At 57.4% G+C, this 13,865-nt stretch carries 13 protein-coding genes; 6 read left to right on the forward strand and 7 right to left on the reverse strand.

Going from position 1 to position 13,865, the window contains the following annotated elements; genetic code table 11:
* Positions 1-42: 42 nt before the first annotated feature.
* The 4 genes from IC235_RS04285 to IC235_RS04300 all read left to right on the forward strand — a co-directional run bounded on the left by IC235_RS04285 (position 43) and on the right by IC235_RS04300 (position 4,001).
* The gene (locus tag IC235_RS04285; protein WP_191003935.1) at positions 43-1,173 is read left to right on the forward strand and encodes a DNA polymerase III subunit; all 1,131 of its coding nucleotides are present in this window, start codon (positions 43-45) and stop codon (positions 1,171-1,173) included.
* A 65-nt stretch (positions 1,174-1,238) separates the two neighbouring features.
* Entirely contained in the window at positions 1,239-2,165 is a 927-nt protein-coding gene (gene hemC, locus IC235_RS04290) for a hydroxymethylbilane synthase (RefSeq protein ID WP_191003936.1), read from the forward strand.
* A 90-nt stretch (positions 2,166-2,255) separates the two neighbouring features.
* On the forward strand, positions 2,256-2,921 hold the full coding sequence (locus tag IC235_RS04295; protein WP_191003937.1) for a peptidylprolyl isomerase: 666 nt from the start codon (positions 2,256-2,258) through the stop codon (positions 2,919-2,921).
* 153 nt (positions 2,922-3,074) lie between these two features.
* The gene (locus IC235_RS04300; protein WP_191003938.1) at positions 3,075-4,001 is read left to right on the forward strand and encodes an SDR family oxidoreductase; all 927 of its coding nucleotides are present in this window, start codon (positions 3,075-3,077) and stop codon (positions 3,999-4,001) included.
* A gap of 769 nt (positions 4,002-4,770) precedes the next feature.
* On the opposite strand, the gene IC235_RS04305 is transcribed toward IC235_RS04300, so the two are convergent.
* From IC235_RS04305 to IC235_RS04320, 4 genes are all read right to left on the reverse strand, one after another.
* On the reverse strand, positions 4,771-5,748 hold the full coding sequence (locus tag IC235_RS04305) for an ABC transporter permease (protein ID WP_191003939.1): 978 nt from the start codon (positions 5,746-5,748) through the stop codon (positions 4,771-4,773).
* A complete protein-coding gene (locus tag IC235_RS04310; RefSeq protein WP_191003940.1) occupies positions 5,736-6,806 on the reverse strand; it encodes an ABC transporter permease in 1,071 nt (356 codons plus the stop codon). Before IC235_RS04310 ends, IC235_RS04305 begins: the two co-directional genes overlap by 13 nt.
* 3 nt (positions 6,807-6,809) lie before the next feature.
* Complete coding sequence (locus IC235_RS04315; protein ID WP_317173531.1) at positions 6,810-8,567, reverse strand: ABC transporter substrate-binding protein; 1,758 nt, start codon at positions 8,565-8,567, stop codon at positions 6,810-6,812.
* Positions 8,568-8,687: 120 nt separating this feature from the next.
* The gene (locus tag IC235_RS04320) at positions 8,688-8,912 is read right to left on the reverse strand and encodes a hypothetical protein (protein ID WP_191003942.1); all 225 of its coding nucleotides are present in this window, start codon (positions 8,910-8,912) and stop codon (positions 8,688-8,690) included.
* 371 nt (positions 8,913-9,283) lie between these two features.
* Here IC235_RS04320 and IC235_RS04325 point away from each other — a divergent pair, with 371 nt between their 5' ends.
* The gene (locus tag IC235_RS04325) at positions 9,284-10,789 is read left to right on the forward strand and encodes a hypothetical protein (protein ID WP_191003943.1); all 1,506 of its coding nucleotides are present in this window, start codon (positions 9,284-9,286) and stop codon (positions 10,787-10,789) included.
* A gap of 214 nt (positions 10,790-11,003) precedes the next feature.
* A complete protein-coding gene (locus IC235_RS04330) occupies positions 11,004-11,582 on the forward strand; it encodes a recombinase family protein (RefSeq protein WP_191003961.1) in 579 nt (192 codons plus the stop codon).
* 140 nt (positions 11,583-11,722) lie between these two features.
* Here IC235_RS04330 and IC235_RS04335 read toward each other — a convergent pair whose 3' ends face one another.
* Genes IC235_RS04335 through IC235_RS04345 form a run of 3 tightly spaced genes read right to left on the reverse strand, consistent with a single transcriptional unit; the run spans position 11,723 to position 13,669 of the window.
* A complete protein-coding gene (locus tag IC235_RS04335; protein ID WP_191003944.1) occupies positions 11,723-12,082 on the reverse strand; it encodes a hypothetical protein in 360 nt (119 codons plus the stop codon).
* Between the two features lie 11 nt (positions 12,083-12,093).
* Complete coding sequence (locus IC235_RS04340) at positions 12,094-13,098, reverse strand: RHS repeat-associated core domain-containing protein (protein WP_191003945.1); 1,005 nt, start codon at positions 13,096-13,098, stop codon at positions 12,094-12,096.
* A 13-nt stretch (positions 13,099-13,111) separates the two neighbouring features.
* Positions 13,112-13,669 (reverse strand): hypothetical protein, encoded by a 558-nt coding sequence (locus IC235_RS04345; RefSeq protein ID WP_191003946.1) that lies wholly within the window; start codon positions 13,667-13,669, stop codon positions 13,112-13,114.
* Positions 13,670-13,865: the final 196 nt, after the last annotated feature.

The raw sequence follows: 13,865 nt of genomic DNA on the forward strand, positions 1-13,865 counted from the left end.
GGCGGCGAAACCACACAGCAAGCGCTACGCGTTATTTGTAAAATGACCTTCGCCGAAGTTCCCAGCCAGGCCGCCGTGAAGCAACTGCTGCGCCAGTCGGTGCAGCGGCAGCACGTCGCGCATGCCCAGCTGTTTCGGGGCAGCGAGGGCGGGGCGGCCCTGGCCCTGGCCCTGGCCTACGCCCAGTACCTGAACTGCGAGGAGCGCACCGCCGAGGATAGCTGCGGCCACTGCCCGGCCTGTACCAAAACGGCCAAGCTGGCCCACCCCGACCTAAATTTCATCGTGCCCGTGACCACCACCAAAACGGTGACCAAGGACGCGGTGAGCAGCAAGTTCATGGCCGAATGGCGGGCCTTCGTGCTCGACAACCCGTACCAGGGTCTCAACGACTGGATGCAGCACATCGGGGCCGAGAACAAGCAGGGCAGCATCTCCAAAGACGAAGCCGTGCAAATCCTGAAGCTGGTGTCGCTGAAGGCGTTTGAGGCGCGCTTTAAAATCGTGGTCGTCTGGCTGCCCGAGCTGATGCACCCGGCTGCCGCCAATGCCGTGCTCAAGCTGCTGGAAGAGCCGCCGCCCGCTACGATTTTCCTGCTGGTGAGCCACGCGCCCGAGCAGCTACTGCCCACCATTATCAGTCGGGTGCAGCCGGTGGTGGTGCGCCCGTTCTCCGAAAACGACCTCACCGACTACCTGCACGCACACTACCAGGTGCCCGAAGCCAAGGCCCGCCAGGTGGCGCAGCTGGCCGAGGGGAGCCTGGGGGCCGCCCTGGCCAGCCGCGATACCAACGCCGACCACGACTATTTCGAGTTTTTCCGCGACTGGATGCGCCTGTGCTTCAACTATGGCAGCAAGGCCGGGGATATCCTGAAAAAAAGCGAAGATTTTCAGAAGCTGGGCCGCGAAAACCAGAAGGAGCTGCTGGCCTACGCCCTGGGGGTGGTGCGCAAGGTGCTACTGTTTGGCATCGACCCGAAATTTGTGCCCCACCTGGCCGCGGGCGAACAGCAGTTTGTGAGCGGCTTCGCCAAGTTTGTGACGCCGCGCAACGCCGATCTGCTGACCAAAGAGCTAACCGATGCCCACTACCACATCGAGCGCAATGCCAACCCCCGCATGGTGTTCGTGGATAGCTCGCTCCGCCTGGGCAGTTTTTTGAAGAGCTAACCATTACTCGTTGGCAGAATGGGCGGTCGAACGTCCTACTAACCCGCAAACCTGCATCTCGTTATATGATAATTCGCCTCGCCACCCGCGGCAGCCGCCTGGCCCTTTGGCAAACCGAGCACGTGGCTCAACTGCTGCATAACGCCGGCTTCGCTACCGAAATCGTGCCCATGCAAACCACCGGCGACGCGGTGCAGGACCGTTCGCTGGCCAAAATTGGCGCCAAGGGCGTCTTCACCGAAGAATTGGAAGAGAGCTTGCGCCGGGGCGAAACCCACTTGGCCGTGCACTCCGCCAAAGACGTGCAAAGCAGCATTCCGCGCGAACTGGAGTTGCTGGCCTTCCTGGAGCGCGAGCAGGTAAACGACGTGGTGCTGAGTTATAACGAGCAGTTCTCGCTCGACAAGCCCGGCATCGTGCTGGGCACCAGCAGCACCCGACGCAAAGCCCAGTTGCGCCGCTTCTACCCCTACGCCGATACCGCGGAGGCCCGGGGCAACCTCCAAACCCGCCTGCGCAAGCTCGAAGAAGGGCAATACGACGCGCTGGTGCTGGCTTACGCCGGCGTGCACCGCATGGGCTACGACCACCTCGTGCGCGCCGTGCTGCCGACCGACCAGTTTGTGCCCGCCACCGGCCAGGGCAGCATCGCCGTCGAGTGCGCCGCCAACCTGGATGGAGCCCTGAAAAACCAGCTCAAGGCCGCCCTCGACCACCCCGCGACCCACGCCTGCCTGCTGGCCGAGCGGGCCTTTTTGCACACGATGGAAGGCGGCTGCAGTATCCCTTCGTTTGCCCTGGCCACCCTGGAAGGCGACGCGCTACGCCTGCACGGCGGCCTCATCAGCTTGGATGGGGAGGAGTATGTGGAAGAAATCCAGCGCGTCGATTCCGCGGCGGAGGCGTACGCCCTGGGGGTAGCCGTTGCCGAGTCGGTACTGGCCCGCGGAGGCCGCGAAATCCTGGCGAGCATCCGCGAACACCGCGGCTGAGCTGCCGGGCCGGGCTATGCCCGGCCCGGCAACCGACACCCATTCACGTGTACTTTTGCAAGTACTTCCTCTGCTTTTCCCATTCATACTATGAAACTCATTCGTTCACGTCTCCATCGCCTCGGGTGGGTGCTGCTGGCCCTGCTGTGGGTGGGTGGTCCCACGCTTGCCGCTGCTCAACCTAATAAGCCCGCGAAAAAAAGCAACAAAGATGAAGTCGTAACCATTACCACCTCGCAGGGCGTTATCCGGCTGGTGCTGTTCGACGACACCCCGCTGCACAAAGCCAATTTTTTGCAGAAAGCCAAAAGCGGCTTTTTCGACGGTACCACGTTTCACCGGGTCATCCCCGATTTTATGATTCAGGGCGGCGATGGTAATTCCAAAGACTCCGACCCCGACAACGACGGTCTCGGCCAGTCCAGTGAAGGTACCATACCGGCCGAGTTTGTCGTCGGCCACCAGCACAACTACGGCGCCGTGGCGGCGGCCCGCCAGAGCGATTTTGTCAATCCGCAACGGGCTAGCAGCAGCACTCAGTTTTATCTGGTTCAGAACCACGAGGGAAGCCATTTTCTCGATGGGCAGTACACCGTATTCGGCCAGGTAATTCAAGGGCTGGACGTTATCGATAAAATAGCTAACCTGCCCCGCGATGCCCGCGACCGACCCCTTGTCAACATCAAAATGACGGTGAAAGTAGATAAGCTGAAGCGGAAGAAAATCACTCAGCTCTATAAGTATAACTATCAATAGATCATTTTATGGGTGAGGATGCCCGGCGGGGGAACCTGACAGGAGAAGAGAATTAAAAATTAAAAATGAAGAATTAAAAATGTGCTGATCCATTTTTTAATTCTTCATTTTTAATTTTTAATTCCTAAAAAACACCAACGGCTCATTGGAAGAATGAAAATCCTCATTACTGGTTCTAATGGCCTGCTGGGGCAGAAGCTGGTGGCGCTGCTGCGGCAGCAGGCCGGTGTTGAAGTGGTGGCTACTTCGCGCGGGGCCAACAAGCTGGCCGGCCTTTACCCCAACCTGCGCTTTGTCGGGCTCGACGTAACGGACCCTGCTCGGGTAGGGCAAGTGCTAGCGGCGGAGCAGCCCACTCACCTCATTCACACGGCGGCAATGACCAACGTGGATGAGTGCGAGCTAAACCAGGAGGCCTGCTGGCGGCAAAACGTGACGGCCGTAGAGTACCTGGTTGGCGCCTGCGCCCGCCACAACATTCACCTCACGCACCTGAGTACTGACTTTATTTTCAGCGGCGAAGCCGGGCCCCTGGCGGAAGAAGCCCAGCCGGCGCCAGTGAATTTTTACGGGGCCAGTAAGCTGGCGGCTGAGCAGCTGGTACAAGCCAGCGCGGGGCCCTGGGCCATTGCCCGGACGGTGCTGGTGTACGGCGTAGCGCACAAGTACGGCCGTACCAACTTAGTGCTCTGGGTGCGCAATTCCTTACGGGCGGGCGAGGCAATCAAAGTCGTTGCGGACCAATGGCGCACCCCTACTTTGGCCGAGGACCTGGCGCAGGGCTGCTGGCTGCTGGCGCGGGAAGCCGCGCAAGGCATCTATCACATCAGTGGCGACGAGCTGCTTACGCCCTATACCATGGCCCTGCGCGTGGCCGATTATTTCGGACTAGACCAGCGCCTGATTGAAAGGGTCGATGCCAGTACGTTTTCGCAGCCCGCCCAGCGGCCGGTCCGAACCGGGTTTCTGATCAGCAAAGCCCAACGCGACCTTGGCTACCGTCCGCACACGTTTGCCGAGGGCATTGGCATCGTGGGTGCGCAAAGCGAAATAACGGGCAAAAAAAACCCGCCGGGGTAGACGGCGGGTTTAAGCTCGGCTCAGCAGGGGTAGACTGTGAGCTGAAGGTAGAGAGTAGTTGGGTAGAAACTAGAAGGTAAAGCGTTGTGGTAGAGTGCTGTTGTGGTAGAACGTTGTTTAAGAAGAAACGAGGTTGGTAGGAACTGCGAGCTTACTGAAAGCCCGGTATGTAGAAGTGGAAAGTGGAAAGGGAAATCAGGATTGGGGCCAAACGCCTACTAAAAGACCACCGACTAGCACGGCGGTGCGGCCCTGTAGCGCGGCTTCGCCTAGCGCGTGCGGTACAACCATGCCATCTGGCGTTACGAAATCCATACCCACGGAGGCAAGGCGGGCAGAACGGTTCGGCGCCTTCGGACGGCGAGTAGTGCTTAACGATGGGTAAACAAGTAAATACATAACGCGCTAGATAAAAAATGAGGGCTCTTGGGGGTACGGATAAAAAGAATTGCCCTTAAGACATTACAATATTACGGCCGCACTTTACCGAGAAAAAGGAAACTGCCCGGTGGTTTGGGACATCATCAGTTCGCTTTTTCAGTTAAAAAATATCCGTTTGAAGGCTGAAAAATCACTGAGTCTTGTAGCCTAGTATCTACTTGTGAATGAATAATGGTTTGTTAATCAATATTATAAAACGAATTAAGCTTGAGAATATCTCGTCTAAATTGTTTGTAAAAAGCGCCAATTTGTGACATCATCAGGCTATAGGCCGCTGAATATTTGGTGCTCTAACTACAAAAAGCCAAGCTCAACCTTAGGAAGGTTCTTACCGGCTGTTAGCCTGTTGTTTGGTTAGCGAACTGAGGCTCATTAGGGTGATTGCTAAACAAGCTGCCGGAAATACGAACACCCACCAGGCGGCCGGGGCGTAGCGCACTGCTGCTAACGACCGGCCCCAACTTGCTACATCCGGGGGCAGGCCGATGCCTAAAAAGGACAACGTACTTTCCAGGCTGAGTAGCCCGGCCATGCTTAGCGGCAAGACCGTCCGGAGCGGCTGCACGGCATGGGGCAGGGCGTGGTAAAGCCATACCCGGCCCTCGGTCATCCCCGCTGCCCGGGCAGCCTCCACAAATGGCAAGGCCCGCACCCTCAGCATTTGAGCCTGCACCAGCCGCGCTGGATGCGGCCACGAAGTAAGCGTGAACAAGGTGACCAGCCCAAGCAGTGACACCTCGCCGGCCACGGCAGCCAAGGCCACCACTAGCACCAGCCGCGGCACGGTATCGAGCGCGGTAGCTGTTCCCTGCACAAGGGAGTCGAGCGGGAAGGGCCATCCTGGGCGGGCCCGCCGGGTTGCCAGGACGAGGGCCCCGCCCAGAGTAGCAAGCGCGGCGACCCAGCCGGCAGTTGGTGGTGGGCCGGCCAGCAGCCACCCGCCGGCCGTCAACCCCAGCAGCCAATAGCGTAGCGCCGGGCGGCCGCTGTTGCCCCAGAAGCCCGCGGCCCCGCCGGCCAGCGCCCCCAGTCCAGCGGCCAGCACCGCCGCTGGCAACGTGAGCAACACCGCGGTGCGGGCTCCAAATAATAGGTTGCTCAGCACATCACGCCCCTGGGGGTCAGTGCCCAGCCAGTGCTTTGCCGCACCCGAGGGCGGCTGGGTTATCTGCGTCAGGTCGGGCACGGCCGGAGGGTAGGGCAGCGGCAGATAAGGGGCCACGATGGCAGCTACCACTAAGGCGCTCAACCAGCCGAGGGCTAGTTTCTGGGGCCCCGAGAGGGAAGAAATGGTTACGTTTGCCAACGGATACGGGGATCGGCCCAAAGGTACAGGAGGTCGGCTAGCAGTAGGGCCAGCAGGCGTGCTGCGCCAGTGAGCAGTACTCCACCTACCAGCACGGGGTAGTCGCGGGCGGCGCTGGCTTCGGCCAGCAGCCGGCCCATGCCCGGCAGCGCAAATACCACCTCGACCACCACGGCCCCCGCCACCAACGTGGGCAGCAGCTCGGCAACTTGTGTAAGGGTGGGCAGGAGGGCATTGCGCAGGGCATGACGCCGGATAACCCGTTTTTCGGACAGGCCCTTGGCCCGCGCGGTCATGGCGTAGTCGGCCCGCAACTCCTGGTGCAATGCGGCGTGTAGTTGAAGCGTTAGCTCGGGCAAGACCGTGAGGGTTAGCGCTGCCACCGGCAATACTAAATGCGCTCCGTAATCGAAGACGTTATGCCAGGCACTGGATTCAGGGTCCAGCGGCTGGTCGAAGCCATAGGTCGGAAACCAAGTCAACACTTCGGGGTTGGCAAAAAGCAGTAGCAACAGCAGGGCGATTACAAACAACGGCATCGCGTGCAGCGCTACCAGGGCGGCCTGCGCCGGCCGTTGCCACCACGGCCTGGCCGCTAGTTGCTGGGCTAGCAGCAGCGCCAGTCCAACCGCAAGCAAAGCGGCCGTACCGGTAAAGGGCAGCGTAATGGCCAGGGCTTCCCGTAGCTGCGCCGTAACTTCTTGGCCGGTCCGAAAAGAAGTGCCCAACTCGCCGCATAACGCGCCTTTAGCCCACTGGTGATACTGATTGCGCGGCCCGTGCCACTGCCAGCGGGCCGCCCCAGCCGGTGAAGCCCCGCTCCAGGTCACGTAAAATAAAGGCAGGTCGAGGCCCAAGCGGCGCCGCGTTGCCGCCTGCGCCGTCCGGCGCGCGGTTGAATCGGCCCCGATTCCAGACTGCGACAGGCTCGCCGGATCGGGAAGCACGAGCCGGACGGCGGTATTCGCATCGTGGCGGCTTAGTAAAAAGACCGCTGATACCAGCCCCCATACGCCGAGCGCCGTCCGGATGAGGCGCCAAACCAACGACCCAGCCATGCGCTAAGGAGTGGGAACGGGCTGCTCTACCCGTTCGAGAGCGGAGATGGCATATCCGGGCTTAATCCCCGTCACGTGCAAGCCGGTCAACTCCCGCCGGGCCGCAATGCAGTTGGCCAAGAAGAAAAGGGGCACCAGCGGTGCTTCAGCCTGCATCATGGCCTGAAACCGACGCAGGAGGCGGGCCCGGTGGGCGGGGCTGTCGGCAGCGGCTACCGCCTCTATGAGCCGGTCGCTGGCTAGCGTGCCGAAACCGGGGAAGTTGCCGGCTCCGATGGCGCGTGAGTGCAAAATGGGGGCGAAATTGAACACAAACGGGTTGCCTTTGAGAACGCGCACGTACACGTCGAAGTCGCCAGCCTGCAACGAGGACGTATAAACCGCCGCTTCGGTGGGCTGCAACACCACCGGGATACCTAACTGAGCTGCTGCGGCCCGAAATTGGAAGGCGATAACCTCGAACGCCGATTCGCCCGTGCGGTAGCGGAGCTGCAGATGTAGGAACTGGGTCGTTCCGTTGGAGCCGCGCCGCTGCCAGCCGCCGTCCGTGCCCGCTCCCCGCTGCCAACCGGCCTGGCGTAGGAGAGCCGCCGCTTTGGCGGGCGCGTAGGGCACCAGGGCCAGGCTGTCGTTGTAGTCGGCCCGGTTGGAGGGATGGATCAAGCCCACTGTACGCTGACCTTGCCCGAGCTGAGTGGCGCGGAGTAACCCGGCGGCATCGAAAAGATGGCTTAGTGCCTGGCGGGTGAGGGCATCGGCTAGGGCCGGCCGGCGCATGTTGAAGCCCGCGTACATGATATCGTAGGAGGTGGCCTGGTAAAAATTGAGCGCGGCGCGGGTTGTGGAGGAGTGGCGGAGCCGGTCGAACTCGGGTGCCGGCATCTGCGGGTACAAGTCAACCTCGCCGCGTTGTAGCGCCAGCGACGCCGTAACCGCGTCGGGAATGATAACAAATTGAAGCTGCCGGGGCTGGGCCCGCAATACAAATGGCGGGTTGGGCAGGCGGTCGGCCCACCAGTGCGCCTTGCGCCGGAACGACAGGTACCGATCCTTCTTCCAAGCCGTGAGCTGGTAGGGGCCGCAGCTAGCCAGATAGCCGGCGCGGGAGCCGGCAGTTAGGGCCAGGTAGCGTTTGGCCAGCGTAGCGAGAGAGGAGTCCAGCGGGGCCGTAGTCGGCCAATCTTGTAACTGAGCAAGCGAAATGCGCCGCAGTTGGTGCTGGGGGTCGAAAGCAGCTTCGGAGAGGATGGGGAAGTCGCCCGAGGAGAGCGCAAAGCCGGGGGATTGACCGCGGCACTCTAAAGTGAATGACCGAGCATCGTTGGTATCGTAGCGCAAGGCTCGAATAAAGCTGTATTGAGCGCGCGTGCCCTCGTTGGGCAGGCCGGGGAAATACATGAGCTTTAAGGTGAACGCCACATCGTGGGCTAATACAGGGTGCCCGTCGTCCCAAGCTGCAGCCGCTCGTAGGCGGTAACTAAGTCGCGTTAGCGAATCACCTATCAATTGTACGGTCGGCAACGACTCAGCCAGGGAGGGAGCGTAAAATTGACGATCGTAATCGATCTGGAGTAGGCCGCAATGCAATAGATTGGCTACGTCGACCGCTTGCTGATTAGGCAGCGCCAATGGATCGAGCGTGCCGGGATCATGGGCCCACCGAATGCGGATGGCTGTGGGCGGGACTCTTGGAGAACAATTCCCCAATAAAAAGAACCCCGCTGCGGCGACAAATTTCAGGATTCGCATACGATGCCTCATGCAGAAAAGCGCAACTGCCAACACGGCAGGTAGGCAAGGTAGGCATTGAATAGATTGGAATAACGTTGTGAATGCCCTTACTCAGTTAAGTTCGAAATGAGCAAGCTAACTGTTAGGTGATTAGGCTACGTCGTGGTCCCAGCCACTGGTGCCAATAGCGGCTACGTCGTGGTCCCAGCCACTGGTGCCAATAGCAGCTACGTCATGATCCCAGCCACTGGTACCGATAGCAGCTACATCATGGTCCCAGCCACTGGTACCGATATTTGTCGCTACTGAACTGGGCTGGGTATTGCTGGTGAAGCTAGCAATTTGGAAGAGGGCGATAGCGATGAAGTTGAACATGGCTTTGGGGGTTGAGTCGTTATATCATTGATTTGAATGACACAAAGTTGACCGGTTCACCACCACCTGAAAAGGAAATATTTCCTATAAATGTGACTAGCTTTATTTAGAAAATAAATTTCAATTAATTAATCTTTTTCGAAAAAAAGCTGATTTAAACAGTTTTGGATAAATAATTTTATTCGTTATTTTTACAAATAAATTTTAAAATGTGACATTTAAGGTCTAAGATTGCCATAGGACCTCATATTACAAAGGTCTTGCACCTCATCACCAGACAAAAGGAACAAACTGATTCTATTGTGACATGAATGTGCGGCACTAGTGTATTGCTAAATCGGCCCACCTGACTCCTAATCACAACGTTCAATATGAAAGAGCTTGCAAATTTGTCCCGTATCGTGACGTCAAGATGCCTACAAACTCTTCCGCTATTGGACTTAACTGAAGGGCACGATACCAAGGAAGCCCTCTTAGTAGCCAAGCTGGTAGATCGGCCTGACCTAACTCAGAACCAACTCATTCGGGAAATGTACGGCCGTACGTCATCCGCCAGCACTGATGCGTTCCGGAAGCTCCGTTCCCGCGTACAGGCCAAGTTACTGAACCATCTGTATTTTCTTGACCATTCCGATGAGCGCCATTTCGTAGCCCGACGCCATGAACAGGAATTACTCGAGCTGTTTCATCAGCTTAACGCGCTCCACGCCGAAGGAGAATACGTACTAGCTGAACGCTTGCTCCGGAAATGCCTGCGCTTAGCCCTAGCCGGGGAGTTTACCCAGTACGTAGTGCTAGCCGCTCGCTTGCTTCGCAACTTATATATTAGCCAGCGCCAGCCAACACGCTATAAGCAAATAGCGAAGCAATTAGCCATTTCGCAGGAATTGCTGGCTATGGAAGATGAATCAGAGCGTCTGCTTGCGGAGACGCGGCTTATTATGCTGGGAACCGTGGCGGCCCGGCGGGGTTTGCTGCCTAAAGTGTCGGAGTATATTAACCAGGCAGAAGCCTTGCACCGCCGGGCCGGCAGCTTCAGCACCTACTACTACCTCTATCGATTGCGTATCATTCGTGAAGAATTATTGGGGAATTATGCCGAAATCATCCGGATTACAGCAGAGGTGGATCGGCACTGGCAACAAGGCAAGCTAAATACTCGGCGTTTCGACAAGCGATTCAACCAATTTGCTAGCCTGTACGCGCACTTGCGTGGGCGCCAACCAGTTCGCGGTCTTAAACTGGCTGAGGTGTACGCTCAAGACTTTCATCCATCTTCGAATAACTGGTTCTATTTTCAGGAGCATCACCTGATGCTGGCCTTACACGCAGGGAGGTTCGATAAAGCGCATCACGTGCTGGCATCGGTAATGAGCAATCCATTTTATCCGAAGCAACGCGAATCGGCGCAGCAGCGGTGGGAGTTGTTTCGAGCTTACATCGATTTCCTGCTGCCGCCCAGCGGGCCGGTGAAGATGCGCCAAGTGGCGCAATGGGCCCTGAGCCTGCCCGATTTCAGCCGGGATAAGCAGGGGCACAATCTGGCTATTCTGATTCTGCAGGTGCTTTACTATTTGCGCCTCCGCGACCTGGATGCCGTTTTGGTACGCATGGAGCGGCTGCGCAAATACCAGCAGCGGCATTTGCGTGACATCAATACCTTACGCAGCCGCTTGTTTCTGCGACTGCTGTTGTTGCTGGCCGATAAAAACTTCGACCCCGTGATTGGGGCCGAACGGGGGCAGAGCATTTTGAAAAAGCTGCAAGCCACCCCACCGCCGGGCGAAGCCGACGCTGAAATTGAAGTGATCCCGTATGAAATGCTCTGGGATCTTGTTTTGAAAATGTTGCGCGAAAGCCCACCGGTGCCCGGTTAGGCCCATGCGCAGAAGTAGGCCTTTTCGTAGCAGCGGGGGGATAAAATTACTCTAAGCCCCTGGCCCCGGTGATTGAGACGGTGTGCGCAGGCTGCGGTAGCCGTTGGGCTGCACCTCGACGCTACGTGGAAAGGCCACCCAGGAACCAGGGCCAGAAAGTCGGGCCAAAAATAAATGACAACTTATCTTTGTGAACCTGACTTTCTGACCCCGCATAAATAAAACCTTCGGCTACGCCCGCGTCTCCACCCTCGACCAGAACTTGGACACTCAACTCGACCTGCTGACCAAGGCTGGGTGCGACCGCATTTTTCAGGATAAGATGACCGGCATGAGCCTGCAACGGCCCGCGCTCGACGAACTGCTGGGCTTGCTGCGCGAGGGCGATACCGTGCTGGTGGCACGCTTCTTCCGCTTAGGCCGCAGCCGCGACCACGTGATTCACCTGGTAAATTCCTTCCACCAGCGCGGCATCCACTTCAAGGCCTTGGACTTGGGCATCGACACCACCACGCTGGCGGGCAAGTTCATGCTTTCCATTTTCGCCTCGCTGGCCGAGTACGACCGCGAGAGCATCTTGGAAAAGACCAAAGCCGGCCAGCAACTGGCCGCCGCTCAGGGCAAGCACATTGACCGGCCTAAGGGATTGGATGCCGAGAACCTAGCCGAAGTGAAAAAGGCGCTGGCAAAAGGTCTGTCTGTAGATGAAACGGTAGAACTGACCGGCATTAGCCTTTCCAGTGTCAAGCGCTACCGCAAACACCTGCATGCGGCACTGACCTATCGGTCGTAAACCAACAAGTACCCGGCTATTTGTAGGTGCGAGGGGAGCAGCTCGCCCACATGGTCGAGGGCATTGCCGCCCGCCTCAACGAGCCCGCCCACCGCAGTTTGTGGCAACGGATGTTTGGCAAGTAGGGTAGGAGCGGGGCCTTACGGCTGTTCCTTGCTCTTGCTGAAACGCTGCTTGTTGCTGAGTTCCCATAGGTTGCTAAGCACAAGACTGTCTTTATCTGACTTTAATATTTTGGCCGAAAGCCTTTTATTAAAAACGTCGGTCAGCCAAAGCGTGCGCGAAGGCTGGTCTATTGAATAATTGAATCTATATATGGTATCTCCCCGGCTGGTAAAAGTCGTTGAGGAGTCAGCAAATGTTAATGTTCGGTAAAAAACGGCTGATTCGTTGACGTTTGTCCAGGTGCCTTTAAGGGTGATGCGTTCGACTGCATCTACCGCATTAGAGGAACAGCTTGACAGGAATAGGACCCACAGCAGAAGCGTTTTACCTATCATATAGCGCGGCTTTAGTGGTAAACATTAGTAGTCGTACCAACATTGGCTCTCCCATCTTTGCCATAGTTGAGTTTGTCAAGCCCAAGGTTGTTGATGTCAGTTTGATTGACTTTCCGGCTCTCGGGATTCATCGTGCCACCTGGCCCCCCAGCGGGTGCGCTTGGGTCATATTGGTATTGTCCGTCAACCAGTGTGCCCCTCGGAGACATAATACCAGGTACACCTTGGCCTCGCATATCGCCTGCTGAGTGGTCTTCTCCGTATCCGTGCCCCATTTCGTGGGCCTCAGTTGTCGAGCCATCAGCTTTTATGTTCTTCGTGAGGTATTCGCCAGTATTGCTCCCTTTGCCTCCTTTGTCATCCATATAAGACACTCCCCCAGCTACCTTATCAGAAACCTTGATGTAGTTGTTTTTTATATCTTTGTTTCCCTCTACTTCCTTCTGCGTTAGGTCAGCTTTGTAAACACCTGTTATTGCGAATTTTACCTTAAAGGTTTCCCCGCCGATTTTCACCGTGCCACCGGCTGCATTCCATGCTTTTTGAACGTCAGCAGCAGTGCTCCTAGCTACTTGTGCATTGGCTGCCCCGCCGTAGAATACCATATTAGAAGAAACGGTAACGGTGTGGTGTTTCTTGTCGATTGCCGCGATGCCAGAGCGCCCGTCGGGGTCGAATTTATTGACCGGGTTGTTGCTGACGAATACGTAGGGCGATTCGTACATAAATTTTTCGGCTAGTGGGTCGGGGCTCATCCATCGGCTGGTTATTTCGGCCTTGGCGTGGCCCACGAGCGAGTCAGGAGGGAGCAGGTAGGCCACACGGTGCAGGCGGGTATCGTATACCACGGAACCGATGCGGCGCAGGCTGTCATTCGTAAAAAACTCCTGAAACCGGCCGTTGCTCAGCGTGGCCACCTTAACCCTAACTCCATATTTGAGGAAGGGCTGTTGGGCGTGAACGGGGCGGCCGAGCCCCAGGGCCAGCAGCAGGGAAAAGGCGTAGAAATAGCGCATGAGCAGGCGGGGCTTAGGGTTTCTTTTGGTACTTCTGTTTTTCGGTTGTCACGGATTGGAGCCAATCGGCGTACATCTGCGGAGGCATTTCCCGGTAGCCCGTCTCAAAGATGCGCGTATATGCGGCTTCCATTGCGGCGTACACCTGTTGGGCTTTCGGTTTGGAAGTTTGCCGTTCAAATTTCCGCCGCAAGGTTTCGGCCTGGAGCAGCTGCGCGTTAATGTAGTGGGGGAAGTGCTGCAAAGCCAAGTCGGTGCATTTGTTTACGAACGGCTCCGCCGCTACTGGCCCCACCTTGCGCTCGTAGCCTTTGGCCAGGTCCACGAGGCAGAGCACCACGTTCTGCTTGGCGCTGAGCGTGTCCATGTAAATGCCGCTGATGATGGTTTCCCGGCTAATGTAGCCCGAAGCGGTCAGCCAGGCATCGATAGGGAAGGTGTAGCTGGTCAACTCGGTGTTATACCAGCCGTTTTTACGGTTGTGCTGCTTCAGGTAAATGTGATTGGGAGCCAGTGAAATCCAGGTTTGCGCGCCGATTTCATCCGCCAGCATTTTATACAGAAAGGGCATCGAGTGGCAGTTGCCCTTATGAGTAGCAATCAACTTGCTCACAAACATCTTTGACCAGTCAGTATCTCCGTCGAAGTCCTCAAAATCGTAACGGAACGGGGTTAGGGTGCGCCCGCTAACTAGAGTGTGTGGACATTCATCTCATCCAATCCATTGCGGCCAGTAGGTGAGCGACGGCCAGAAAGGAGGTAGCGGT

The organism is Hymenobacter montanus, assembly GCF_014699115.1.
Lineage (GTDB): Bacteria > Bacteroidota > Bacteroidia > Cytophagales > Hymenobacteraceae > Hymenobacter > Hymenobacter montanus.

Excerpts from the sequence above, each read along its gene's own strand:
- IC235_RS04320 (WP_191003942.1), bottom strand. The coding sequence starts at position 8,912 with ATGTTCAACTTCATCGCTATCGCCCTCTTCCAAATTGCTAGCTTCACC.
- IC235_RS04345 (WP_191003946.1), bottom strand. The coding sequence starts at position 13,669 with ATGCCCTTTCTGTATAAAATGCTGGCGGATGAAATCGGCGCGCAAACC.
- IC235_RS04315 (WP_317173531.1), bottom strand. The coding sequence starts at position 8,567 with ATGAGGCATCGTATGCGAATCCTGAAATTTGTCGCCGCAGCGGGGTTC.
- IC235_RS04340 (WP_191003945.1), bottom strand. The coding sequence starts at position 13,098 with ATGCGCTATTTCTACGCCTTTTCCCTGCTGCTGGCCCTGGGGCTCGGC.
- IC235_RS04300 (WP_191003938.1), top strand. The coding sequence starts at position 3,075 with ATGAAAATCCTCATTACTGGTTCTAATGGCCTGCTGGGGCAGAAGCTG.
- IC235_RS04295 (WP_191003937.1), top strand. The coding sequence starts at position 2,256 with ATGAAACTCATTCGTTCACGTCTCCATCGCCTCGGGTGGGTGCTGCTG.
- IC235_RS04325 (WP_191003943.1), top strand. The coding sequence starts at position 9,284 with ATGAAAGAGCTTGCAAATTTGTCCCGTATCGTGACGTCAAGATGCCTA.
- IC235_RS04285 (WP_191003935.1), top strand. The coding sequence starts at position 43 with ATGACCTTCGCCGAAGTTCCCAGCCAGGCCGCCGTGAAGCAACTGCTG.
- hemC (WP_191003936.1), top strand. The coding sequence starts at position 1,239 with ATGATAATTCGCCTCGCCACCCGCGGCAGCCGCCTGGCCCTTTGGCAA.
- IC235_RS04335 (WP_191003944.1), bottom strand. The coding sequence starts at position 12,082 with ATGATAGGTAAAACGCTTCTGCTGTGGGTCCTATTCCTGTCAAGCTGT.
- IC235_RS04310 (WP_191003940.1), bottom strand. The coding sequence starts at position 6,806 with ATGGCTGGGTCGTTGGTTTGGCGCCTCATCCGGACGGCGCTCGGCGTA.